Origin of the sequence: Rhodococcus sp. 05-2254-6, from assembly GCF_002258565.1 — a bacterium.
Taxonomy (GTDB): Bacteria; Actinomycetota; Actinomycetes; order Mycobacteriales; family Mycobacteriaceae; genus Rhodococcoides.
Genome location: NZ_NOZF01000050.1, coordinates 50394 through 75613 on the forward strand (window position 1 = coordinate 50394; position 25220 = coordinate 75613).

The 25220-nt window shown below is 66.2% G+C and carries 22 protein-coding genes, 1 pseudogene and 1 riboswitch; of the genes and pseudogenes, 18 read left to right on the forward strand and 5 right to left on the reverse strand.

The features are described from left to right. Nucleotides 1–27: 27 nt before the first annotated feature. The 3 genes from CH256_RS06325 to CH256_RS06335 all read left to right on the forward strand — a co-directional run bounded on the left by CH256_RS06325 (nt 28) and on the right by CH256_RS06335 (nt 3320). The gene (locus CH256_RS06325; RefSeq protein ID WP_094669137.1) at nt 28–1500 is read left to right on the forward strand and encodes a carboxylesterase/lipase family protein; all 1473 of its coding nucleotides are present in this window, start codon (nt 28–30) and stop codon (nt 1498–1500) included. A gap of 63 nt (nt 1501–1563) precedes the next feature. Beyond that, nucleotides 1564–2934, forward strand: a complete 1371-nt coding sequence (locus CH256_RS06330; protein ID WP_094669122.1) for an NAD(P)/FAD-dependent oxidoreductase — start codon at nt 1564–1566, stop codon at nt 2932–2934. A gap of 8 nt (nt 2935–2942) precedes the next feature. Further along, a complete protein-coding gene (locus tag CH256_RS06335; protein ID WP_094669123.1) occupies nt 2943–3320 on the forward strand; it encodes a VOC family protein in 378 nt (125 codons plus the stop codon). Between the two features lie 50 nt (nt 3321–3370). Here the strand turns inward: CH256_RS06335 and CH256_RS06340 are convergent, their stop codons facing one another. Then, a complete protein-coding gene (locus CH256_RS06340; protein WP_094669124.1) occupies nt 3371–5212 on the reverse strand; it encodes a flavin-containing monooxygenase in 1842 nt (613 codons plus the stop codon). A gap of 229 nt (nt 5213–5441) precedes the next feature. On the opposite strand from CH256_RS06340, the gene CH256_RS06345 reads away from it, so the two are divergent. From CH256_RS06345 to CH256_RS06405, 13 genes are all read left to right on the forward strand, one after another. Next, nucleotides 5442–6500: a 2,3-butanediol dehydrogenase gene (locus CH256_RS06345; protein ID WP_094669125.1), complete on the forward strand. Its 1059-nt coding sequence runs from the start codon at nt 5442–5444 to the stop codon at nt 6498–6500. After that, on the forward strand, nt 6497–7264 hold the full coding sequence (locus CH256_RS06350; RefSeq protein ID WP_068053580.1) for an acetoin reductase: 768 nt from the start codon (nt 6497–6499) through the stop codon (nt 7262–7264). Before CH256_RS06345 ends, CH256_RS06350 begins: the two co-directional genes overlap by 4 nt. 44 nt (nt 7265–7308) lie before the next feature. Beyond that, the gene (locus tag CH256_RS06355; RefSeq protein WP_068053582.1) at nt 7309–8601 is read left to right on the forward strand and encodes a GAF domain-containing protein; all 1293 of its coding nucleotides are present in this window, start codon (nt 7309–7311) and stop codon (nt 8599–8601) included. Nucleotides 8602–8623: 22 nt separating this feature from the next. After that, on the forward strand, nt 8624–10678 hold the full coding sequence (locus CH256_RS06360) for an FUSC family protein (protein WP_094669126.1): 2055 nt from the start codon (nt 8624–8626) through the stop codon (nt 10676–10678). A gap of 34 nt (nt 10679–10712) precedes the next feature. Continuing rightward, nucleotides 10713–11339, forward strand: a complete 627-nt coding sequence (locus tag CH256_RS06365; protein WP_094669127.1) for a HEAT repeat domain-containing protein — start codon at nt 10713–10715, stop codon at nt 11337–11339. Nucleotides 11340–11348: 9 nt separating this feature from the next. After that, complete coding sequence (locus tag CH256_RS06370) at nt 11349–12323, forward strand: HEAT repeat domain-containing protein (RefSeq protein WP_068053589.1); 975 nt, start codon at nt 11349–11351, stop codon at nt 12321–12323. Between the two features lie 23 nt (nt 12324–12346). Continuing rightward, nucleotides 12347–12688, forward strand: coding sequence for a cupredoxin domain-containing protein (locus CH256_RS06375; protein ID WP_094669138.1), 342 nt, complete (start codon nt 12347–12349; stop codon nt 12686–12688). A gap of 31 nt (nt 12689–12719) precedes the next feature. After that, complete coding sequence (locus CH256_RS06380; RefSeq protein ID WP_094669128.1) at nt 12720–13130, forward strand: DUF2752 domain-containing protein; 411 nt, start codon at nt 12720–12722, stop codon at nt 13128–13130. Nucleotides 13131–13243: 113 nt separating this feature from the next. Then, the gene (locus tag CH256_RS06385) at nt 13244–13441 is read left to right on the forward strand and encodes a hypothetical protein (RefSeq protein ID WP_094669129.1); all 198 of its coding nucleotides are present in this window, start codon (nt 13244–13246) and stop codon (nt 13439–13441) included. A gap of 123 nt (nt 13442–13564) precedes the next feature. Then, entirely contained in the window at nt 13565–14221 is a 657-nt protein-coding gene (locus tag CH256_RS06390; RefSeq protein WP_094669130.1) for a GntR family transcriptional regulator, read from the forward strand. Continuing rightward, nucleotides 14218–15474, forward strand: a complete 1257-nt coding sequence (locus CH256_RS06395) for an MFS transporter (protein ID WP_094669131.1) — start codon at nt 14218–14220, stop codon at nt 15472–15474. Before CH256_RS06390 ends, CH256_RS06395 begins: the two co-directional genes overlap by 4 nt. 30 nt (nt 15475–15504) lie before the next feature. Next, nucleotides 15505–16125, forward strand: a complete 621-nt coding sequence (locus CH256_RS06400; RefSeq protein ID WP_094669132.1) for a hypothetical protein — start codon at nt 15505–15507, stop codon at nt 16123–16125. Between the two features lie 59 nt (nt 16126–16184). After that, nucleotides 16185–16379 carry a hypothetical protein gene (locus tag CH256_RS06405; RefSeq protein ID WP_094640899.1) on the forward strand — a complete coding sequence of 65 codons (195 nt, stop codon included), beginning with the start codon at nt 16185–16187 and terminating at the stop codon, nt 16377–16379. 85 nt (nt 16380–16464) lie between these two features. Here the strand turns inward: CH256_RS06405 and CH256_RS06410 are convergent, their stop codons facing one another. Next, the gene (locus CH256_RS06410; RefSeq protein WP_094669133.1) at nt 16465–17802 is read right to left on the reverse strand and encodes a M1 family metallopeptidase; all 1338 of its coding nucleotides are present in this window, start codon (nt 17800–17802) and stop codon (nt 16465–16467) included. Between the two features lie 6 nt (nt 17803–17808). Next, entirely contained in the window at nt 17809–21741 is a 3933-nt protein-coding gene (locus CH256_RS06415) for a Pls/PosA family non-ribosomal peptide synthetase (RefSeq protein ID WP_256989385.1), read from the reverse strand. 209 nt (nt 21742–21950) lie between these two features. Beyond that, nucleotides 21951–22066: riboswitch (SAM riboswitch) on the forward strand. A 54-nt stretch (nt 22067–22120) separates the two neighbouring features. Between CH256_RS06415 and CH256_RS06420 the strand changes: the two genes are divergently transcribed. Then, nucleotides 22121–23476 (forward strand): aminotransferase class V-fold PLP-dependent enzyme, encoded by a 1356-nt coding sequence (locus tag CH256_RS06420; RefSeq protein ID WP_068053609.1) that lies wholly within the window; start codon nt 22121–22123, stop codon nt 23474–23476. 151 nt (nt 23477–23627) lie between these two features. After that, nucleotides 23628–24128, forward strand: coding sequence for a hypothetical protein (locus tag CH256_RS06425; protein WP_094669134.1), 501 nt, complete (start codon nt 23628–23630; stop codon nt 24126–24128). A 30-nt stretch (nt 24129–24158) separates the two neighbouring features. On the opposite strand, the gene CH256_RS06430 is transcribed toward CH256_RS06425, so the two are convergent. Both CH256_RS06430 and CH256_RS06435 read right to left on the reverse strand, forming a co-directional pair. Next, the gene (locus tag CH256_RS06430; RefSeq protein ID WP_068053615.1) at nt 24159–24632 is read right to left on the reverse strand and encodes a YbaK/EbsC family protein; all 474 of its coding nucleotides are present in this window, start codon (nt 24630–24632) and stop codon (nt 24159–24161) included. A 37-nt stretch (nt 24633–24669) separates the two neighbouring features. Next, nucleotides 24670–25220: pseudogene (locus CH256_RS06435) on the reverse strand (allantoicase); the annotation flags it as partial.

A 25220-nucleotide genomic window follows, 5' to 3' on the forward strand; every position in this document is an offset into this window, starting at 1 on the left:
CCGACCGCGAACCTGGCCCTGAGGTGTATCGACGGTGATCATGTCCATACGTCCTTATTACCCTGTTCGCCTCGGACCGACGCCGGCGTCTCCTCGTTCCTCGGGGTGCCGTATGCCGAGGCCCCGTTCGGCCCCCGTCGATTCCAGGCACCGTCGCGGCCGCCCACCTGGGACGGAGTGCGCGACGCGCTCGAGCTCGGGGCCACCGTTCCCAAGGTGGGCTACCGGCCGCCGACCAGCGAGATCCTCAGCGAGCCGGTGGTGCCGGGCGAGGACTGCCTGAACGTCAACGTCTTCACCCCCGATGTCGGCGGCTCGGCACCGGTGTTCGTCTGGATCCACGGCGGCGCATTCGTCAACGGCAGCAACGCGATTCCCACGTACGACGGTTCCGCGTTCGCCCGGGACGGCGTCGTGGCCGCGGTGATCAACTACCGACTCGGAGTCGACGGCTTCGCACTGATCGACGGTGCCCCGGCCAACCGCGGAATGCTGGACCAGGTCGCGGCTCTCGAATGGGTCCGCGACCACATCGCTGCCTACGGCGGTGACCCGGCGCAGGTGACCATCGCCGGTGAATCCGCGGGCGCGATGAGCGTCGGCACCTTGATGTCGATGCCCCGTGCCGAGGGACTCTTCCAGCGGGCAATTCTGCAGAGCGGAGCCGGGCACCATGTCATTGCCGCCGAGACCGCAGGCAAGGTCTCCGCAGCATTGGCGTCCGCGCTCGGTGTGGAGGCAACGGTCGACGGATTTGCTTCGGTGTCGGTGGACGCGTTGGTCGACGCTCAACGTGAACTGTCCGATCGGATCACCGCCGAGGCCCCGACCGGGGCGTGGGGTGAGCTGGCCTTGAACGTCATGGCCTTCGAGCCGTACATAGACGGGGATGTCGTTCCGGCGCTGCCTATTTCGCGGATCAGAGACGGCGCGGGCGCACAGGTGGACGTGTTGATCGGAACCACCAGTGAGGAGCACGCGTTCTTCATCGTGCCTGCCGGCCTGGTCCCTCACATCACCGAGGACTACGTGAAGATGGTTCTCGCCGGGTACCGAGCCGACCCCTCGGCGCTGGACCGGTACCGCGAGCAGCTGCCCGAGGCCTCGGCCGGCGAGCTGATGATCGCCGTCATGACCGACTGGTTCTTCCGCATCCCGGCCACACGCCTGGTCGAGGCCCGTTCCGGAAATGCATTCGTCTACGAGTTCACTTGGCGCTCATCGCTGTTCGAAGGCGCACTCGGAGCCTGCCATGCACTGGAGATTTCGTTCGTGTTCGACATGCTGCACAAGCCCGAGACCGCCCGCATCACGGGCCCGAATCCGCCGCAGCAGGTGGCCGACCAGATGCACCGTGCCTGGGTCGATTTCGTGCGCGACGGCTCTCCGGGCTGGGACCCGTACGGCACCGACCGGGCCGTGATGATGTTCGGCAACGAGCCGGGCGTCTCCCTCGACCCGAGGCCGGCAACCCGCGCGGTGTGGGACGGGGTTCGCTGACGTTCTCTCGGCAACCTCCGAACGTCGTCTGCGGGGTGGCTCACCGGCGGGTTAATCTCGGATATGCGCAGATTCCTTCCTGGTTTCGGTACGAGTTCTCCGGTCCCCGCGCGGCCTGCTCGCGTCGTGGTGGTCGGTGGGGGCTTCGGCGGATTCAACGCCTTGCAGCGGCTGACGAAGCTGCTGGGGCCAGATCGCGCCGTGCTGACGTTGGTGGCCCCCACCGACTACCTGCTCTACAGTCCGCTGCTACCCGAGGTCGCCACCGGCGTTCTCGATCCGCGGGACATCGCCGTCTCGACCCGTCAAGCGCTGCCGCGCGTCAAGTTGGTGCTCGGTCACGTCACGACCGTCGATTTCGACGCGCGCGAGCTGACGGTGATCGGACCCGACGGCGACTCGACGCTCGAGTGGGACAAGCTGATACTCGCGCCCGGGTCGGTGACCAAGCAGTTCGACATCCCCGGCGTCGACGAGCATGCGTACGGGCTAAAGACGCTGAGTGAAGCCGTCTACATCCGCAACCATGTGCTCGCGCAACTCGACGCAGCCGATGCTCTGCCCGACACCCCGGAAGGCCGGAGCGAACGAGCCGAGCGGCTGACGGTGGTGGCCGTGGGGGCCGGTTACACGGGCACCGAATTCGTTGCGCAGATGCAGAATTGGGTCAAAGGCATTGCGTCCCGTTGGGCGAGCGTCGACCCGGACGAGGTGCGCTGGGTGCTCGTCGACGTGGCCGACGCGGTGCTGCCGGAGCTCGGCGCGCGACTGGGCAAGGAAGCGCTTGCCGTGCTCGCCGAGCGAGGTGTCGACGTCCGGCTGGGGGTGTCGGTGGCATCGGCCACCGCAACGTCGGTGACGCTCACCGACGACGAGGTGATCCCGTCCCGGACGCTCGTCTGGGGAGCAGGCGTCGCCGCGAGCCCGCTCATCGCACGGCTGGGTCTGCCCACAGCGGGCGGACGCCTGGTGGTGGGCGCGGACATGACCGTCCCCGGCGTAGAAGATGTTTGGGCGATCGGCGACGCGGCGGCAGTCCCCGACCTCGCCGCCGACCCGTCGAAGCCAACGCCGCCGACGGCGCAGCACGCCCAGCGCCAAGGTGTGGCCGTCGCCCGGAACGTCGCGGCGTCCCTCGGTGTCGGGCAGGCGCGTCCGTACAAGCACACGGATCTGGGGCTCGTCGCCGATCTCGGCGGATTCGACGGCGTGGCAAAGCCTCTGGGCATTCCGTTGACCGGACCCGTCGCGAAGTTCGTCGCGCGCGGCTATCACCTGTACGCGTTGCCGACGGTGTCTGCACGAGTGCGGGTGGCCACGGACTGGCTGTACTCCTCGGTGCTGCCGACGCGCGTCGTCAACCTGGCCCAGGTGCGATCCGAGGACGCGCTGATCAAGAAAGCTCAGGCAATCGATCTGTACGACCGAACGTAGGGAAGCTCATGGCATGCCGCATCGGTGAACTCGTCCTGGAGTGCCGTAGCCCGGAACTGCTGGCGCAGTTCTGGTGCGAGGTATTGGGATTCGTCGAGCTCGATCGTGAGGGTGGGGAACTGATCGAGATCGGGCCGGCCTCGGGGTTCGGTGGCCTGCAGCCCACGATCATTCTGAGCAGGCACGAGCAGCCGAGAACGGGAAAAGGTCGGCTGCACATCGACGTCAACCCCACCGACCGGGATCAGGACGACGAGCTCGAGCGGCTGCTCGCGCTCGGTGCCCGCCCGGCCGCGGTGGGCCAGACGGGCGACGAGCAATGGCACGTCCTCGCCGACCCCGAAGGCAACGAGTTCTGCCTGCTCAGAGCGCAACTTACGGAATAGCCCATGTGCGCGGTAACTCGTAGCAGGCTACGAGTTACCGCGCACATGCATCACCGAAGGTGATGTACTTCCTGCAGTCCGTAGACCGGGGTGTCGATGCCCTCGTAGCGCGCCTTGATCTGCAGTGCGAGGTAGAGCGAATAGTGCCGCGACTGGTGCAGATTGCCGCCGTGGAACCAGAAGTTCTCCTGCTGCGTCGGCTTCCACATGTTGCGCTGCTCGCCCTCCCACGGACCGGGATCCTTGGTGGTGTCCGAGCCGAGGCCCCAGCACTTGCCGACCTTGTCTGCGGTCTCCTGATCGATGAGGTCTGCCACCCAGCCGTTCATCGAGCCGTAGCCGGTGGCGTAGACGATCAGATCGGCAGGCAGTTCGGTGCCGTCGTCGAGCACGACGCCGGTCTTGCTGATCCGATCCACCTGCCCGGCAACGAGTTTGATCTTGCCGTCCGCGACCAGCTCGGACGCGCCGACATCGATGTAGTAGCCCGAGCCGCGGCGCAGGTACTTCATGAACAGCCCGGACCCGTCGTCGCCGAAATCGAGCTGGAAGCCGGCCTTCTCGAGCCGATCGTAGAAGTCCTTGTCCTGCTCCGCGATCTGCTGATACACCGGGATCTGGAACTCGTGCATGATTCGGTAGGGCAAGGACGCGAACGTGAGATCGGCTTTGCCCGTGGTCATTCCGGACTCGACGGCCCGCTCGGAGTACAGATCACCCAGCGCGATATCGCAGAGCGAATCGGATTTGACGATGTGTGTCGACGAGCGCTGCAGCATCGTCACATCGACACCCGTCTCGTACAGCGCCTTGCAGATGTCGTGCGCGGAGTTGTTGGAACCCACCACCACGACCCGCTTGCCGACATACGCGTCGGGACCGGGGTGTTCGCTGGAATGGTGCTGCTCGCCCTCGAATTCGTCCATGCCGGGGAAGTTCGGCACGTTCTTCTTGCCGGACATTCCGGTGGCCATCACCAGCTGCTTGGGCCGCAGGATCACTTCTTCACCGTCGCGGTCCACGACGACCGTCCACTCCTTCGCCACCTCGTCGTAGCTAGCGGACTTGGCAGTGGTCTTGGTCCAGTAGGGGACCTCCATGACCTTGGTGTACATCTCGAGCCAGTCGCCGATCTTGTCCTTCGGCGCGAACACCGGCCAGTTCGGCGGGAACGGCAGGTACGGCAGGTGGTCGTACCAGACCGGGTCGTGCAGACACAGGGACTTGTAGCGGCCGCGCCACTGGTCGCCGGGGCGCTCGGCACGGTCGACGACGATCGCAGGCACACCGAGCTGACGGAACCGAGCGCCGAGAGCGATACCGCCCTGGCCGCCGCCGACGACGAGGGCGTACGGCTGCACGCTGTAGCCGAGTTCCTTCTCCTCGATCTCCTTCTTCTCCGCCCAGTTCTGGGTATCGGCATTCGAGCCGTGCACCGCGCCCTTGATGCGCGAGCTGCCCTGACGCTCCTCGTAACCCTTGAGCTCCTGCATCGTGGTCAGCAGCGTCCACGCGACGTCCTGGCCGGTATCGGCGTCGACGGTCAGGCGCAGATGACCCTTGCCGCGGCTGGTCGCGGTCTCGAACTCGATCCACGCCGACACCACGCCGTCTGCCTCGTCGGGAGTCTCGGTGGTGTGGAAACCCGTCGGATCGGTGTCGTCGAGCCGCTCGGAGAGCATGTCGGACACGCCGTCGCGCCCCTCCACCGTCTTCAGATTCCAGGTGAAGGTGACGAGATCGCGCCAGAAGCTGCTGACGGCGAACATGCCGGCAACGCGAGGAATATCGCGCGCGACCAGCGCCTGCTCGAACTCCGATAGCCAGGCGTCGACCCGTTCCTGCGGGGTGTGGGTGCGGGCGATGTCGACCGGCTCGATGGTCTGGGTCATCAAAACTCCTAGCGGTGTGCGGGACCTTCTGTGTGACCCAGCACACTCCTTCAGGGGTGGGTGGTCGAGAGTTGCAGGGGGTTGCAGTGCGAATCCGGTGCAGCTGACCGCGCTCAGCGCAGTCGAATGCACCCGACTCCGAGGGCAGTGACTGCAACGCGCTGCAACCCTGTCCGAAGTGGTCGGCGTCACATAGACATGAGTGCATCCGACGATCAGGAGTGAAGCGATGCGCGCAGCTGTGTACTACGGCCCCAACAAGGTGGAGATCACCGACGTACCCGAGCCGAATCCAGGTGAAGGGCAGGTCAAGATCCAAGTCGGGTTCAACGGAATCTGCGGAACCGACCTGCACGAGTACTACGCCGGCCCCATCTTCATCCCCACCTCGCCGCATCCGCTGACCGGTCAGGAGATGCCGCTGGTGCTGGGCCACGAGTTCTCGGGTACGGTCACCGAACTCGGCAAGGGTGTCACCGGCATCAACGTGGGCGACCGCGTGGCCATCGAGCCGCTCTACCGCTGTGGGCACTGCGGCCCGTGCCGCGCGGGCAACTACAACATCTGCGCGCAGATCGGCTTTCACGGGCTGATGTCCGACGGCGGAATGGCCGAATACACCGTGGTGCCCACCGACATGATTCATGCCTTGCCCGACAACGTCTCCCTCGAACTCGGTGCGCTCGTCGAGCCGATGTCGGTCGCCTATCACGCTGCGACACTCGGGGATCCGAAGCCCGACGACACCGCGATGGTGTTCGGGGCCGGCCCTATCGGCATCGGACTGTGGTTCGCGCTGCGCGGCAAGGGCGTCGAGAACGTGTACGTCGTCGAACCATCGCCGACGCGTCGAGCATCGATCGAAGCCCTGGGTGCGAAGACCCTGGACCCGACGGCTGTCGACGTCCCCTCCTTCGTCGCCGATCTCACCGACGGCAACGGAGCCGATGCGATCTACGACGCGGCCGGCGTTCAACCGGCCGTCGAGACAGCGCTCGGATGCATCGGTGCGCGAAAGCCACTGGTCAGCGTCGCGATCTACGAAAAGCCACTGACCACACCGCTGCAGAAGCTGGTGATGAACGAATCCCGCATCCAGGGCTCGCTCTGCTACACCTCCGCCGACTACGAGGCCGTCATCGATCTGATGAGCCAGGGCCACTACGACACGACGGGCTGGGTGGACAAGATCACGCTCGACGGAGTCATCGACGACGGCTTCGAGGCGCTGCATGCGGGCACCAAGATGAAGGTTCTGGTCGACCCTTCCACCGGGGCAGCGTCATGAGCGCGGTGCTGGTGACCGGTGCGGGCCAGGGCATCGGCCGGGCCATCGCGCTGCGGTTGGCGAACGACGGACACGACATCGCCCTGGTGGATCTGGTCGAAGACAAGATCGCCGGCGTCGCCGATGAGGTACGTGAAACCGGCTCGAAAGCAACGACATTCGTGGCCGACGTCAGCGACCGCGATCAGGTGTTCGCCGCCGTCGAGCACACGCACGAGGCGCTCGGCGGGTTCGACGTCATCGTCAACAACGCGGGCATCGCGCAGGTTGCGCCGCTCGACGATGTTCGACCCGAGGACACGAAGAAGATCTGGGCCGTCAACGTCGACGGTGTGCTGTGGGGAATCCAAGCTGCCGCAGCGAAATTCAGGTCTCTCGGCCAGAAGGGCAAGATCATCAACGCGTCGTCGATCGCCGGTCACGACGGGTTCGCCATGCTCGGGGTATACAGCGCAACGAAATTCGCCGTTCGTGCCCTCACCCAGGCTGCAGCGAAGGAATACGCGGCCGAGGGGATCACCGTCAACGCGTACTGCCCCGGCGTGGTGGGCACCGATATGTGGGTCACCATCGACAAGCGTTTCGCCGAGCTGACGGGCGCAGCGGAAGGCGAGACCTACGACAAATTCGTCGGCGGCATCGCCCTCGGTCGCGCGCAGACCCCCGAGGATGTCGCGGCGTTCGTCTCGTATCTCGCCGGGCCCGACTCGGACTACATGACCGGCCAGGCTCCGTTGATCGACGGCGGTCTGGTCTATCGGTAGCCCCCGTTGATGTCGATCTGTGAGCTGGAGCACAATTGACTGTGATGACGCAGTCGACAGGTCCTGAACCTGCGCTGGCGGCCGGCGAAGACCCGCGCCGCTACGCGCAGATTCTCACTGCCGTGTACGACGCGACCATGACCGGCGGCAAGTCGCCCGCACGTCCCCGCGAGGTCATCGGGGACTCGTGGCGGCGGTTGCAGACCCTGGGCATCGACCCGGAACTGGGCAACCCCGCCGAGACGCAGATGGACGTCTCCGACCTCGAGCTGAGCCGTCGGGAATCGGGGCTGTTCGACATCCTCGACGATCTGGCCCGCGGCCTGGAATCGGTGGTGCAGGACGGCGACAACATTCTCGTCGTCGCCGATCGGCACGGCCGGGTGCTGTGGCGCAGCGGATCGACCGCCGTACTGGACCGCGCCGACGACCTCGGCTTCGTGGAAGGCGCCAACTGGGCCGAGGACTCGGTGGGCACCAATGCCATCGGCACCGCGCTGGTCTCCCGGCGCGCGGTGCAGATCTTCTCGGCCGAACACTATGTGCGCAGCCACCATTCGTGGACGTGTGCCGGTGCGCCGATTCGGGACCCTCGGACCGGTCAGGTGCTGGGAGCCATCGATGTCAGCGGCCCGGCCAAGACTGTCCACCCCACCACCATCGCACTCGTCGACGCCGTCGCACGGTTGGCGGAATCGCAACTGCGGGAACTTCATCGGAGCACCCTCGATCGACTGCGCTCGGTTGCCGCACCGATGCTCGCGCGCCTTCAGTCCCCGGCCCTCGCTGTGGACGCGAACGGTTGGGTCGCGGCTGTCGAATCGGTAGCGCTGCGTAATCGCATTCTGTTGCCCGAGGATCTGGCGACCGGACGCTTCTGGCTGCCGACCCTCGGCGTGTGCGACTTCGAGCCGCTGCCCGGTGGATGGCTCGTCCGACCCACCAGCACGATGGATTCCGGCGTCGCCGATGTCGGATCGACGAGAATTCGCATCGACCTGCGCAATTCGCAGAAACCTCGCATCGAAGTGCGCAGCGAGGTGGGGGAGTGGACCCACGAGCCGACGCCCAGGCACGCCGAAATTCTGTACCTTCTCGCCACGCATCGGCAGGGGCGAACCGCGTCGCAGATGGCCGCCGATCTGTTCGGCGACGACGGACGTGCCATCACCGTGCGGGCCGAGATGTCGCGGCTGCGCAAACACCTCGCCGGCATCATCTCCACGCAGCCGTACCGACTGGACGAATCCGCGACCGTCGAACTGGTCATGCCATCGGACATGAGCCGATTGCTGCCGCATTCGTCGGCCCCAGCGATCCGGGCGGCACGGGGCTGAGCCGTAGCGCAGAATCGAGGGAATGAACCGCCTCGCCCGAATCCTCGACGCCTCGGATCCGGGACAGGTACGGCTGCGCGGCGCCTCGGCGACGACGCTGACGGTACTGCTGGCGATGGTGACGTTGGTGCTGATCACGCGCGCCATCGGGCAGCCGGTGACGGTGGCGATGCTCGGAACCGTCGTGGCGATGCAGGCATCGGCCGCGGTGAAGGACAAGGACCAGCACAGTCGGCTGGTCACCACCGCATTGATGGCGCTGCCGGCCTCGGCAGCAGTGACGTTGGCGGCGTTGCTCTCCGAACTCGGCAAGGTGGCCGACGTCGGATTCATCGCGGTGCTGTTCACGGCCGTGTGGGTGCGCCGTTTCGGCCCGCGCGGCACGGCGCTGGGCATGGTCTCGTTCATCTCGTACTTCTTCGCGCTGTTCCTGCGCGCGACGCCGGGGCAGCTGCCGATGCTCATCGCGGCAATACTCGGCGGCTTGGTGATTGCCCTGTTCGTGCGAGCGGTCATCTTCCCCGATCGGCCGATCGTGGAGGTTCGTCGATTGCTGTTCGCCATGCGGGCGGTCTCGGTGTCGGTGCTCGAGGCGGCGTCGGCAGGGGAGAGCCGCGACCTGAACCTGGTGCGCCGCAGACTCGACCGACTCGGCAACACGGCGCTGATGATCGACGACTGGCTCGACCGACACGATGCCGGGCAACTGCTCAGCGTCACGAGCACAGATCTGTCGCTCCGCGTGTTCGACGCCCAGATCGCCACCGAGCAGCTCGTCAGCTCACTGTGGGCTCTGGATCCCGCGAAGCCCTGGCCGACAGCGCTGGGGCAGGCGACCACGGCACTCGGGTCGGTTCTGCAGAACACACCGTCGCCAGAGCAGTTGCGTGCAGCCCGTCGGTTGGCGTCCACAGCAGCCGAGCGCGCCGACCCGTCCACCCCCGCGGGGATTGCCACGGTCTCGGCGCAACGAGCTGTGCAGGCGCACATCGCTATTCATCACATCACCACCAATGCGGTTGCCGTTGATGCGGGTCCCCGAGTCGTCCCCGAACCTGCGACGAAGGACACGCCGAGCGGACTCAATCCGAGCACCAAGGCCGCCATCCAGGTGGCCGTCGCCACCAGTGCGGCGACCGTGCTGGGTGAACTGGTCTCACCCGACCGTTGGTACTGGGCCGTACTGACGGCGTTCCTGGTGTTCACGGGGGCGTCGACGCGCGGTGAAATCCTCACGCGCGCTGGCCAACGCGTCCTCGGGACCATCGCGGGTGTGCTCGCCGGGGTGGTGATCGCCGCACTGGTGGGCAACAATCAACCCCTGCAGTTGGTGCTGATCGTCGTCTGTGTCTTCTTCGCGTTCTATCTGGTGACGGTGGCGTATGCGCTGCTGTCGTTCTTCGTCACCATTCTGCTCGCGATGCTCTACGGGCTACTGGGAACGTTCAGCATCGAAGTGCTCGAGCTTCGGATCGTCGAGACCGCGGTCGGCGGCGTGGTCGGTATGGTCTCCGCTTACTTCATCTTCTCGACAAGTACTCGAAAGACATTGGTGGACAGGGTCGATACGTACCTCGAACAGCTGGATACGTTGATCGAATCCAGCGTGGAATCGGTCATCGCTCCGGGCGAGGAGACCGACCTGGTGGCGTCGACGCGCACGCTCGACAATGCGTTGAAGGACGTCGTGTCGGCCGGAAAGCCGCTGGTGCTCGGGCCGACGACCCGCAGCAGGCGAGGCGCGAAACGACTGCTACGAGTGCTGGCAGTCAGCGGCCGATCGGCGCACGCTCTGGCCCGCGCGGGCGTGCTCGCCTCCCGCGCCGAGGCGGAAACGGCTCCGACGGCCGAGACTGCCCAGGCGCTACGCGACGCTGCGGCTCTGGTGCGCGACACTGTGCGTCACGTCGAGGCAGCCATTGCCGGAAATCACGTCGAGCCGCCGGAGAAGATCACCGAGACAACGGTATTGGATGTGTTGCTCACCTCCACCAACGCGCCCGGTCCGCTGCGGGGTGCGGTGCGCGCACTGAACACGATGAACCGAACACTCGCCGATGTGTTGACTCGGGGTTGACCTTCACATCGTGACAAGGTCTTGGCTGACCGTCATGAAGGAAGCACTCCAGCACAGCAAACCGTCGGTCCGCCTCCGGGCTGCACTCGACATCGGGACTTCACCGGACCCGCGGCATCTCGACGCACTCCTGGAGCGGTGCGCCGTCGAACCCGATTTTCAGGTGCGGGAGATGTTGACCTGGGCGTTGATTCGACTTCCCGCGTCGGCGACGGTTCCGCGGTTGATCGAGGAGGTGAGATGGGGTGGCGCGCAGGCTCGCAGTCAGGCGCTACACACGTTGTCGAAAACCAAGGACGAGTCGGCGTGGGAGGCGGTCACCTCTTCCGTGCTTATTGATCCGGACGACGAAGTGGCCCGAAGCGCATGGCGAGCCGCGGTGGTTCTGGTGCCGGCGGGAAGTGAATCAGCATTGGCGACAAAGCTGTCCACCCAACTCGGCCGAGGTGGGCACGACGTCCAGCGGAGCCTCAGCCGCGCGCTCGTTGCGCTCGGATCGGTGATCGAGGAGATGCTGCGGGAGGCCGCGTCGAGCACGGATCCAGCCGTTCGCGCCCATGCACAAGCAACCGAGGCGCTGCTCCGAGACCCGGACGCCGGATTCGCAGTGTTCGAGGCCAAACGTGTCGATGCCCTTGGTGTGAACGACTCTGCGGGGTGAGATGGAACTATGTTGATCGGTGAGGTGGCGCGGCGGTCGGGCGTCAGTGCGCGCATGCTCCGGCACTACGACAGGCTCGGTGTGGTGCAACCGACGTCTCGCAGCGGCACCGGTTACCGCGAGTACTCGCCGGACGATGTGCGGCGCCTGTTCCACGTCGAGTCGCTGCGTTCGCTCGGGTTGTCCCTGCACGACGTCGGGCGAGCCCTCGACGACCCGAACTTCGCGGCCTCGGGACTGGTCGACGAGCTCGCCGCCCGAACGGAGGAACGCATCGCTCGGGATACCGAGTTGCTCACGCGGTTGCGTCGCATCGGCGACCTGCGGCCGGCGGACTGGGAGGACGTACTCGACACTGTGGCGCTGCTGAGTGATCTCGGGTCTGTCAGTGCAGGGAAGCGGCAGACGGCGGCGCTGTCGTCTGCCGGAGATCGGCCCATTCCGGCGGACGCCCTGGCCGAGGCGGTGCTGCGTGAGCCCGCAACCAACGTGGCCGGCGCACTGCGGTGGGCTCTCGCTCAGTCGGGTGGGGACGCGATCGGGCCGCTGCAGGAGGGCATGAATTCTTCGGACCCCGAGGTACGACGCCGCGCCGTGGACACCGTCGTCGAGATACCTCACCCCGATGCCACCGAACTACTGACCGAGTCGCTGGTCCACGACGACGAGCAGGTCCGGCGGGTCGCTGCACTGGAACTGGCGACTCGAGGCGTCGTCGACGCCATTCCGACACTGATCGCGATGGTGCACGACGGCAAAAACGATGTGGATGCCGCGGATGCCCTGAGCGTGCTGGGATCCGCTGACTCCATTGTCGTGGCGTTGATGGACGGCATCGACGATGCCGTGGTGCGACAGCGAGTGACGCAGGCGTTGGCGAGCATTCCGGGCTCGGCAGCGCTCGCGGCGCTCCAGGAACTGTCCCGGGATTCGGAGCGATCGATTGCACTGACGGCCCAGTACATCCTCGGCCGGAGGGAGTGAAGACCTTCGGTACCGTCGAAGGCATGAAGGCTTTCGGACTGCTCGCGGCATCGATGATCATGTTGACTGCCTGCTCCACCGCAACCACCCCGGCCGCGCCCGCCGAACCGGTTGCCGAGAACCAGGTGACCGTCGCCGATCGGATGTACTCGCCGAAGTCACTGACGATCTCCGTGGGGGACACCGTCACCTGGGTGTTCGCCGACCGTGGCATGGCTCACAACGTGGTCGCCGACGACAACTCGTTCCGGAGTCAATTGATGGAGACCGGTCAGTTCACGCACACCTTCGACACCGCGGGGACCTTCACCTACCACTGCACCCCGCATCCGGACATGACGGCGACGATCGTCGTTGAACCGTGACGGACGCTGGAACCGTGATGGACTGGTAAGCATGACAGCACCCACCCGATCGCGCAGCATCGCCGCACCTCTCGGTGTTGCCGCTGCGGCTGTCGGTGGGGCAGTGCTGCTGCACGTTCGTGACCCTCGCACTTCGGCGTACCTTCCCTGCCCGTTTCACGCGCTGACCGGATTGTGGTGCCCCGGATGCGGCACGACCCGGGCTCTCGGTGACCTCACCCGCGGAGACATCGCGGCGGCCGCGTCGAGCAATGTCGTTGCGGTCGTGGTTGCCGTCGGCGCGCTCGCAGTGTGGGCGCTGTGGCTGCGCGCTCGCTGGACTGGACACCCGCTCGAACTCCCGCGATTCAACCGCCCGACGGTGATCGTCCTGATCGCCGTCCTCACCGTGTTCACCGTGGTGCGCAACACCCCGTGGGGCACCGCGATCGCCCCGACCTGACATCACTAGGAGTTAAACATGCTGCTGGAAATCTTCTCGATCATCGTGCTGCTGGGCGTGCTCATCGCGCTCATCCCCACGGCCCGCCGCGTCTTCAAGAAGGGTGACGACGAATGAGCGACTCGCTGAAGGATCGCGTGCGCGCGAAACTGCTCGCCCAACTCGCCGACGACGGAGGAACGGCCGCCGAACAAGCGGAGGGCGACGACCCGCGACTGAACGCACTGCGCGACGACCTCGAAGCACTTGATGCTGCGCAGGACGGAGATCCGCTGATCGACGACATCGCCGCGAGACACTGGGTGCCCTGACCGCCCTGCCCCTGGGGAGTCAATGTGACGTTCGGTGGCCTTTTCGGCAGTCAATGTCACGTTGAGTGGACTTTTTTGGCTCCCGAATTGGTGCACAGTTGAGGTGCATCTAGTATCTATGTTGTGTCCGAGACGAAATCTGCCGCTGATACGGCGTATGTGACGGTCAAGGAGCTCATCGTCTCGGGGGAACTGCCCGGCGGTGAGCTCGTCAGCGAGGGTGAGATCGCCACCCGGCTCGAGATCAGTCGCACGCCCGTACGCGAGGCGTTTCTGCGTCTGCAGGTCGAGGGGTGGATGCGGCTCTACCCCAAGCGCGGGGCACTGGTGGTGCCGATCGCGGTGGGTGAGGCCGAGAGCGTCGTCGACGCGCGTCGACTCGTCGAGGCAGGCAGCGTTCGCGCATTCATCGACGACGCGTCAGCCCGCGAATCCGTGGTGTCCGCGCTGCGGGAGAACCTGCAGCTACAAGAGCAGCTGGCCGTGGACGGTACCGCCGCCGAGTTCAGCGCCGTCGACGCCGACTTCCATCGCACCGTCGTCCGCGCGGGCGGCAACCCCTTGCTCGACGCGTTCTACGACGGACTTCGCGAGCGTCAACGCCGGATGACCGCAGCCTCGGTGACGCGTGACCCAGGCCAGATCTCCCGCATCGTCGACGACCATCGCCGGCTGGCCGACCTGATCGAGGCGGGCGACGCAGACGGATTCGAGCGCGCCGTCGAACAACACATGCTCGGGGTGCACGGCCTGCGACCGGACAGAGGGGGAGCACGATGAGCGAGACGATCACGAACGATCGGGACATCGAGACGACTGCGCGACGTTGGCTACTGGTGGCGGCGGGCATGTTCGCTGTCGCCTGGGGCGGCAACGAGTTCACGCCGCTGTTGGTGATGTACCGGCTCGACCACGGGTTCTCGGCCGTGGTGGTCGATACGTTCCTGTTCGCCTACGTTCTGGGCATCATTCCGGCGATGCTGATCTGCGGACCGCTGTCCGACCGACTCGGTCGACGCCCGATCATGTTGCCCGCTACAGCAATTGCCGCGGCCGGGTCCATCCTGATCGCACTCGGACCGGACAACGCGTACCTGCTCTTCGGTGGTCGCGTGCTCAGCGGTATCGCGCTCGGAATCGGCATGGCCGTGGGCGGCAGCTGGGTCAAGGAACTCTCGAGCCGCGACGCCACCGCCAAGCCCGGTGCCGGAGCGCGCCGTGCGGCGATGTCGCTGACCGCGGGCTTCGCCCTCGGTGCCGGAGTTGCCGGTGTGCTCGCGCAGTGGGCACCCTGGCCGACGCACCTCGCCTACAGCGTGCACGTGCTGATCTGCATCGTCGCCGGTGTCGGCATGCTGTCGGTTCCCGAAAATCGCACTGCCACAGCGGCATCGAAGAACAAGAAGCTGCTCGACGACCTACGGATTCCGTCCGCCTCCCATCGACGGTTCCTGTTCGTCGTGCTGCCGTTGGCCCCGTGGGTGTTCGGTGCCGCGAGCGTCGCGTACGCGGTGCTGCCGTCACTGATGGCCGATGCGCTGGCCGACGAGCCCGGGGGTGGCTATCCCGTCGCTCTGTCGGCCGCGATGGCGGTGATCGCGCTCGGTTCCGGCTTCGCGATCCAGGCCGTCGGGCGTCGAATCGACACTCCCGCCAGTGCGCGAGGCGCTCTGGTTGCGCTGACACTGCTTGTTGTCGGCATGGCTGTCGCGGCGTGGGCGGCGTCGGTGCTGACCATCGCCGCAGCCCTGATCGCGGCGGCAGTGCTGGGGTGCGGGTACGGCATGGCATTGGTCTCGGGTTTGCAAGAGGTGCAACGCATTGCGGGCCCCGATGATCTCGCCGGCCTCACCGCGGTGTTCTATTCGCTGACCTACCTGGGCTTCGCGGTGCCCGCCCTGCTGTCGGCATTGACCGAGACGTGGCCCGGCGTGGTCACGTATCCGATCATCTTCGGATTCGGCGCGGTGATGGCGGCACTGTGTGGCCTGGTGGTGCGATCGAAAACGTCTGCGCACTTGCCGAGCGCGTAGGGGCGGTTCGGCTCTAGGATCAGCGGCATCATGCTGCAGTCCTCGCGCACGGTCCCGCCGCATCGGGTGCCTCCGACGGTGGCGATCGCGGGTGCCACAGTATGGAACCGGCGTGAGGCGTACTGGTTTCTCGTCGCGGTGATCGTGCCGGCCGCATGCTGGTCGAGATTTCCGGCGATGGTGCCGTACGTCTTCGCGATCGTGCTGCTGGGTGCAGTGGTATTTCGCAGCCGAAGGATTGCCTGGTGGGCGTCGATGCTGCGCTGGGGACTGATCGCCGACGTCGAGACCGTGGACACGGCACCGCGTGGTGACCGCAATCTTCGCCTCGCGCACGCCACCGGCTGGAACGTCCAACGACGTTGGTACACAGGGGTTGTCACCGAATCAACGGTGCGGTACCGGGCCGGGGAAGCGCGCGGCCATCTGTTCGTTCGGGGACTGCCGTTCACCACCGGCGTGGTGCTCGCGCACTCGAAGAATCCTGGATCGGCCATGGCCATCAGCGACTTCCCCTGCGATCTGCAACTGGACGGCAGGGGACGCTGGGCGGCGTCGTTCCCGCCGGGCATCTGGCGACAAGCACTGGCAACGGTAGCGCTGTACGGCTACGCCGTGGCCGGCTTGGTGTTGTCAATCGGAGTTCGCTGACACAGCCGATGCGGTGGGTACCGTGGAGCGGGCACATCCCTCGTCCGACGGGAGCGAGCATGAAGTACAACTACTCCGGACCCTGGCCGATTTTCGCGGTGCTGGGCGTCATCGTGTGTTGGGTGCTGTTTCAGGTCGTGGCACTCGATGCGAGTGTCGGCCGTGCGATCGCGTCGCCGATCAATCTTTTCGCGTTGATGTCGGCGGGCTTCTTGACCATCGGCTACGCGCAGAAACGGCGTCGGCGGGTCTGATCGGCGGATCGGCTCCCCAGACTTGGATTCAGGCCTCCGATTGCAGGCTGATATCCGAAACTGGGGAGCCGATTGCCCGCGGGAGCTACGGCAACGACGGAAGTTGCTTGTCCACCAGCCATGCGTCCCACAGACTTCGGGGGCAACCGAAGCGGGAGGCGAGGTCGGTGAAGTCCGCGGTTGCGACCGTCGAGTAGCGGTACTTGGAGGTCCATTCCTGGATCAGTCCGAAGAATCGCTCGTCGCCGATGGTGCGTCGCACTGCATGCAGTGCCAGTGCGCCGCGTTTGTAGACGCGGTCGTCGAAGATGCGCTCGGGCCCCGGGTCGGTGAGTTGCAGGTCCATCGCCAGACCACGCTGAATGGTGTGCGCCCGCTTGGCCTTGTCGTGAGCCGTTGCGCCGCCGGAGTTCTCGGCCCAGATCCACTCCGAGTAGCATGCGAATCCCTCGTGCAGCCAGATGTCGGCCCACTTGCCGAGGGTGAGCGAATTGCCGAACCACTGGTGCGCCAGCTCGTGCGCCACCAGACGCTCGTAGTACCGGGAACCGGAACAGTGATTCGCACCGAAGATCGACAACCCCTGCGCCTCGATCGGAATCTCGAGTTCGTCGTCGGTCACCACCACGGTGTACGACGCGAAAGGGTAAGGGCCGTAGAGCCGTACGAATGTGTCCATCATCTGCGGTTGACGACCGAAGTCGTGATCGAATTGCGCTCGCAGGCGCGGCGGAGTGATGGCCTTCATCGGCACCGGCCCCGGGCTGACGATGCGATGCTCGTACGGACCGATCTGGATGGTGGCGAGGTAGCTGGCCATCGGCTCGGGCTGCTCGTACACCCACGTGGTGCGGCTGGCGCGAGTCTGCTTGCGCACCAACGTTCCGTTGGCCACCGCGTAGTACGGGGAATCGGTGGTGATGGTGATGCCGTAGCTGGCCTTGGACACCGGATGGTCGTCGCACGGAAACCACGACGCAGCGCCGTTGGGTTGGCTGGCGACGAGCGAGCCCTCGGTGAGCTCCTCCCAGCCGACCTCACCCCACAAACCGTTGATGGGCTTCGGGGTTCCGCTGTACGCGACCGTCACCACCAGTGCCGCACCCGACGCGATGGGCTTGGCGGGCGTGATCTTCAGCTTGCCGCGCTGGTGGCTGAACTTCACCGAACGCGATCCGTTGACCGACACCTTCGACACGTTCATCGCCGGACCGAGATCGAGCGCGAACTTCGACACCGTCGCAGTGGTGACCGCGGTGATCTTCGCCTTACCCGCCAGCCGGTTGCTCTCGACCTTGTACTCGAGGTCGAGTTCGTAGCGCGAGACGCGATAGCCGCGGTTGCCGTTCTGGGGGAGATACGTATCGATCGGATTGTCACTGGAGTCGACGTCGAACACCGGTGCCACGAGCCTGTCCGGCACGGTAGATCACCCCTCGTTTCGGTCGTCGCGAATACGCGGAAAGGGATCACCCTTGGCCCACGGCGCGATCGGATTGCCCTGCCAACGAGTATGCGCGGGAACCGTATCGCCGCGCATCACCAGAGAGGCAGGCCCCACCGTCGCACCATCACCTATACCCGATGCAGGCAACGCGACACAGTGTGGTCCCAGTGTTGCGCCTCTGCCGAGATCGACCGTGTCCATGGACATGATCCGATCATGGAACAGGTGCGTCTGCACAACGCACCCTCGGTTGACCGTCGCACCGTCGGCCAACGTCACCAGATCGGCCTCGGGAAGCCAGTACGTCTCACACCAGACGCCGCGGCCGATATCCGCACCGAGCCACCGCAACCACATGTTCAGTACCGCGGTGCCCTCGGCGGCGCGCGCGAACCAGGGCGCGGCAACGGTCTCGACGAACGTGTCTGCCACCTCGTTGCGCCACACGAACGAACTCCACAGCGGGTGATCGGTCTTGCCGATCCGGCCCACCCACAACCACTTCGCCAACGCCGATACCGCAGCAGCCACAAATCCGGCGACCAGCAGGACGACGCCACTGAGCAACGCAGCCAACCAGTACCCGACGGAGTCGGCGATGGCGGTGAGCGAGAACAGCACTCCGAGTCCGATGCCGAACGTCACGACGACGGGAATCAACCGGCACGTCTCGACGAACGACCGGGCGACCTTGAGCTTGCGGGGCGGATCGAACGTGCGCGACGAATCCGCACTACCGGCGGCCCGACGCAGCCGCACCGGCGGACTGCCGAGCCACGACGAGCCGGACTTCGCCTTGTCCGGCGTCGCGGACAGCACCGCGACCAGGCCGTTCTTGGGAACGGTTCGCCCGGGCCCGGTCATGCCGGAGTTGCCGAGGAACGCCCGCTTGCCGACCTTGGCGTCGCCCAGATGCATCCAGCCGCCGCCGAGTTCGTAGCTGGCGACCATCGTGTCGTCGGCGAGGAACGCGCCGTCGGCGACGGTGGTGAACTTGGGGATCATCAGCACCGTCGACGCTTCGACGTCCTTGCCGATCTTCGCGCCGAGGAGCCGCAGCCAATGCGGCGTCAACAGTGACGCGTAGAGCGGGAACAGGAAGGTGCGCGCGGAGTCCATCAACCGTTCGGTGGCCCAGACCTGCCAGCCGATACGGCTGCGCACGGGGTGGTAGCCGCCGACGAGACCGATGCTGAGCAATCGCACCGCGACGACGGTGATCACCGCGAACACCGCCAACGACACCATCGTCGCGACGGGCAACATCACCAGACCACGTTCGAAGGCGTCGAACACGGAGTCCGCGGTGTGAATCCACCAGCCCATCAGCACCAGGCTGACGCCGATCGAGAACAATGCCATGCCGGACAGGAACAGCGACGCGACGCCGTACGCGAACACCCATTTGGTCGCGCGCGGTGGCGTTTCTGCGGGCCACGGATGATCGGCCTTGCCGACCTTCTGAGCCGGCGAACCGGACCACATCTGACCGGCCTTCACCCGTCCGACGACGGCGGAGCCTGCCGTGACGACAGCGTTCTTGCCGACCTTGGTGCCGGGCAAGAGCGTCGAGCGGGCGCCGACGGTGGCACCGGCGCCGATCTCGACGCCGCCGATGTAGACGAGATCTCCGTCGATCCAATGCCCGGACAGATCCACCTCGGGCTCGATGGAACAGCCGTCGCCCAGCTCGAGCATGCCGGTGACCGGCGGCATCGTGTGCAGGTCGACACCCTTGCCGATCTTGGCACCCAGAGCGCGCGCGTAGTAGACCATCCACGGTGCACCCGAAAGGTTCGACGCACCACTGGCATCGGTCAATCTCGTTGCTGCCCACAGTCTGATGTGCATGCTCCCGCCGCGTCGATACGCGCCGGGTTTCAGCCCGGCCAGCAGGATGCGAGATCCGATCACCGAGATCGCCATCCGGCCGACCGGAGTGATGAACAGGACGAACGCCACGAGTACCCACCACCACGACAGCGTCGGAGCCCAGGGCACGTCGCCGAACCAGGACATGACGTTGAACAGCAGTCCGAGCCAGGTGACCCACTGCAATCCGGTCAGGGTGGTCAACGGAACCGTTGCCGCGATCTGAGCCCACTGCGCGGTACGGGACGTCGGTGCCACGTCACGAGGAACGGCCTCGACGACAGGCTTCAGATCGTCGAGATACTGCGCCAGTGAACCCAGCCGTGGGTGGTCGTAGAGCTGCGCGACGGTGATCTCGGGGAACCGTTCGCGCAACGCCGTCACCAACTGAGCGGCCGACAGCGAACCGCCGCCGTTGGCGAAGAAATCGGCGTTCTCGTCGGAAACCTGCGCGCCGAGGATGCTGGTCCACAATTCGGCCACCCACCCCGCCGTACCGCCGAGCGCAGACGCGCCCGCCATACCGGGGAGGGGCCACGGCAGCGCGTTGCGGTCGACCTTGCCCGAAGTGCGCGTCGGCATCTCGTCCACCAGCGCGAGCCGGGGGACCAGCGCTGCAGGCAACTGTTCGGCCAGCAATTCGCGAGCGGCTTCGAGGTCGAAATCGGGGTTGGTGCTGGCGAGGTATCCGACGAGCACCGAGTTGCCGGCGGCCGTCTTGCGGATGGCGGCCGCCGCGCCGCCGACTCCCGGAAGTGCTTGCAGCGCATTGTCTATCTCGCCGAGCTCGATGCGTCGACCGCCGAGCTTGACCTGATCGTCCGCGCGGCCCTGGAACAGCAGACCTTCGAGCTCGAGCTTGACCAGATCGCCGCTGCGGTACGCCCGGTCCCATCCCAGAGAGGGCATGGGCGCGTACTTCTCGGCGTCCTTGGCCGGATCGAGATACCGAGCGAGTCCGACGCCGCCGATGACCAACTCACCGACTTCGCCGACCTGCACCGGGGTGCCCGAAGCGTCGACCACGGCCAGGTCCCAGCCGTCCAACGGCAATCCGATGCGGACGGGCCCCTTCCCGTCCATGATCGCCGCGCACGCGACGACCGTCGCCTCGGTGGGGCCGTACGTGTTCCAGACCTCACGGCCTTCGACGGCGAGCCGCTCGGCCAGTTCCGGCGGGCACGCCTCTCCGCCGAAGATGAGCAACCGCACCGCCTCCAGAGCCACCGCGGGCCAGAGCGACGCGAGGGTGGGCACCGTCGAGACGACACTGATGTCGCGGGAGACGAGCCACGGGCCCAGATCGAAACCGGACCGCACCAACGACCTGGGTGCCGGAACCAGACACGCACCGTGCCGCCACGCCAGCCACATCTCCTCGCACGACGCGTCGAACGCCACCGACAGACCGGCCAGCACCCGATCACCCGGGCCGAGTGGATCCTTCTGCAAAAACATGCGGGCCTCGGCGTCGACGAACGCCGCCGCATTGCGATGACTGACCGCGACACCCTTGGGCGTGCCCGTCGAACCGGAGGTGAAGATGACCCACGCGTCGTCCTCGGGAGTCGGCGGCAGTGGGTCGGTCTCGGGAAGGCCGTCTTGCTTGGGAGCAGTACCGGCGGCGATGCCGCCCGCAGTGACGATGGCCGTCACCTTCGCCTCACCGAAGACCAACTCGGCCCGCTCCTCGGGATCGTCCGCGTCCACCGGCACGTACGCGGCACCGACCGCGAGGATGGACAGGATCGCGACATAAAGGGAGAAGGAACCCGACGGCATGCGGATGCCGACGCGATCACCGCGCCTGACACCGGCATCGGCGAGCCACTGGGCGCCCTCGGCGATGTCGTCCAACAACTCGGCGTAACTGACCGAGACGGCACCGTCGTCGATGGCGGGGGCGTCGGGAAAACGATGAGCGGTATCACGGAGAACGTCGATGAGAGTCCGGGCAGGGGGGGCGAGCGACGAGCGAAGAAACGCCGCCGGTGCAGGCGCGGTGTCCGCGCTCGAACCCGGCAGATCGTTCTCTTGATGCACAGACAACCGGGCGTCCTTCTCGTTCGTTGGCAAGTGACTCTGTGGTGCTGGGACTCTGTTCTGCTGAGAGAGCAGCGCCGTTGGTTATCTCACGTTCTGTTTGCCAGCAGGTGAACGAGCGCTCCTTCCCACCGCGGGAATCCTACTGCTGCCCACGCGTGAGTTCCGGCTTGACAAAACCGCAGTGGTTTTGCCAGTGTCTTCTCCACGGTCACGAGTACCAGCGTCAAGCCCCGGCTCGCTGGTCGGCAACCCTCCTCCGCGGTGGGGTGCTCCGGGTGACGACCAGGCTGATGTCGGAAAACCGGCGCGGCAAGCGCGGACTCGTTCACCACATCCTTCGGTTGCGGGTCCCTCGAACGTGAGGGCTTGATCTGTCATGACATCTGTACTTTCCCGCCCCTGTGCTCCTTTTGCCCCTGTTTCGGGCACGGATCTGCAGGTACCTCTGGTGCAGGGCGGCACCTGCACCTACGCCAATTTCGACTACGCTGCCAGCGCACCGGCTTTGGCGGCGGTGACCGATCGGATCGCGGAACTGCTGCCGTTCTACTCCAGTGTTCATCGCGGTGCCGGGTACGCCTCACGGGTCTGCACGGCAGCGTACGAGAAGGCGCGGGTGACGGTCGCCGATTTCATTGGTGCGCAGTCGGATTCGGTGGTGGTGTTCACTCGGAACACCACCGACTCGCTGAACCTGCTGGCCGCATGTGTGCCGGGTGAGACCGTGGTGCTCGACATCGAACACCACGCGAACCTGCTGCCGTGGCGTGACCGACGAGTGGTGGTGGCTGCGTCGACCCTGGCCGAGACCATCGCCCGCCTCGACGCCGAGCTCGCCGCGAAACCTGCTGCTCTGCTTGCGATCACGGGCGCATCGAACGTCACCGGAGAAGTTCTGCCGATCGCGGAACTCGCGGCACTGGCGCATCGGCACGGCGCACGCATCGCGGTGGACGGTGCCCAGCTGGTTCCGCATCGGCGGGTCGACATCGCCGCACTCGGGGTGGACTACCTCGCCTTCTCCGGACACAAGCTCTACGCCCCGTTCGGCGCGGGAGTGCTTGTGGGCAGGCATGATTGGCTCGACCTCGGTGAGCCACACCTGGCCGGCGGTGGCGCGGTACGGAGCGTGGGCATCGACCACACCGATTGGGCTCCGGCGCCGCAGCGGCACGAGGCGGGCACCCCCAACGTGCTCGGGGTTGCCGCATTGGCCGCGGCCTGCGAGGCCATTGCCGGATTCGACGATGCCGAGCTGCAGGCGCACGAGCGCGAACTGTCGTCCCGACTGCGCGACGGGCTGGCCGCACTGGACGGCGTCGAGCAGCTGGAGGTGTGGGCCGACGCGACCGACAGCGTCGGCATCGTCACCTTCACCGTCGCCGGACGCGACCCCGGTGAGGTCGCCGCGTACCTCTCCGCCGAACACGGAATCGGCGTGCGGGACGGGAAGTTCTGCGCGCACCCACTGCTGAGCAGGCTGGGGCATGCGGCCGGAGCGGTGCGGGCCAGCATCGGCCTCGGCAGCTCGTCGGCCGATGTGGACCGACTCGTCGACGCACTCGCCGCCCTGGTCGAATCGGGATCGAACTGGCACTACGCGGAGGACGCCGGCTGGTGGAACCCCGTACCCGACCCGCGACCCTTTCCCGAGCTGGCCGGCCGGGTGGACGGGGTGGGTGGGCTCAGCACCGCCGGGGTTGGATCCCCGTGCACCCCCGCAGACGGTTAGCATGGCGTCATGACCGTGAGTGTCGTGTGGACGGGCAACCGCCACTGGTGCAACAGATATGTGGATCTGTGCCGCACTGCGTCCGGGTCGTGTTCGAGTTCGGCTCCGCTCCGACCGAATGCCACCGTCTGAAGAATCAGGACCACCACTCATGTCGCACAACTTCACCCGCGTCGCCGTCGAATTCACTGCGGGCTGGACCGAACTGACCGCCGCTCCCGAAACGGATGTGGTCCGAATCCAGGCCTCCGACCTGCGGGAATCCCAGCAGCAACGCGCGCGGCTCCGCGCCGAGGCAGTCGACCGCGGCGAATCTGCCGACAGCACGGCAGTGTTTCTCGACCTGGAGATCCACATCGCGGCCGATGCCCGGACGGCCCGTCGGGAATTCGCCGCACTGGAGGCGCCGAGCAGCCCGTCGTCGATCCGTTACGTCGGAACACCGGCGGGACTGGCCAGTCTGATCTCCGATGTCACCGCGGCCGAGGTGGCCGACGGCGTGACATTGACAGCGCTCGGCGACGTCGCTCGCCAGTCGGTTCTCATCAACAACGGCGTACTGCCGCTGCTGGAATCCCGCGGGACCCGACTCGACATCGACGTCGTCGACGCGGTCCTCGGCGCACCGATCGCCCCGACCCTCGCGTCCTGAGGATTCGCGTCCTCGGGACGTGCGCGGCGGTCAGGTGACGTCGATCGCCAGACCCGCAGTGATGCGCACCAACTCGGTGAACGTGGACCTGAAGATCGTGTTGGTGTGGCCGGCGGCCGCCCACACCTCGGAGTAGCCGGCCAGATCCTGGTCGACGAACGTATCGAGGTTGGTGGGGTGGCCGACCGGGGCGATCCCACCGATCGGCTGGCCGGTGGCATGCTTGGCCGTGTCCAGAGGCGCGCGCGTCAACACGCCGCCGAGACGCTCGCCGGTGTGCTCGAGATGAACGTTGTGGGCACCGGAGACGAGCAGCAGCACCGGCTCGTCGCCCAGTAGAAACACCATCGACTTCACGATCGCGCCCACGTCGACACCGAGGGCGGCAGCAGCATCGGCGGCAGTGTGCGTGCCCTCCGGACTGCTGACCACCACCCCGTGATGACCACGTGAAATCAGCGTGTCGGCAACATGGGCTGCATTCGGATGAAGTAGCCGGGACATGAACCAACCCTATTGCCCCGCGACCGTTTACGCCGCTCTATCCCTGGGTCGTTCCTGCAGGCTCCACTCCCGCGTCCAGATCACCGAACAGTCTCAACCGCGCCATGCCGCCGTCCGGGAAGATGTCCATCCGAACCTCCGAGACCGGGGTCTCGTGGTCGAGTACGAAGCGATGGCGGGTGTCGGGCTGCAACGTCGTTCGCGGCAACAGCTCGATCCACTCGCCCTCACCGAGCCGTCCGCGCAGTGACGCCGCGCCAGGGGCGTTGCCGAGGAAGCAGGTGGTGTCGAGCTCGGCAAGGCGAACGAGCCCGCTGCCTGCCAGCTGTACCTGAACCCAGTCGTTCGCGTCGTTGCGTCGACGCGAGGTCTCCCAACCCTCACCCATCGACCGCGGCGGGCCGGGGAACAGCAGATTGTTGGGGGAGCTGTAGAACATGTTGGAGCACGCCGAGACGTAGGCACCGTTCTCGAGCGCTGCCAGGTCGACCGGCCCGGCCGCGAGGAACTCGGGATCGGGCTTGCCGCGGCCCAGTACCCGCAACCGCGCCACGCCGCCGTCCGGGTAGATCGACAGTTTCACGTGCG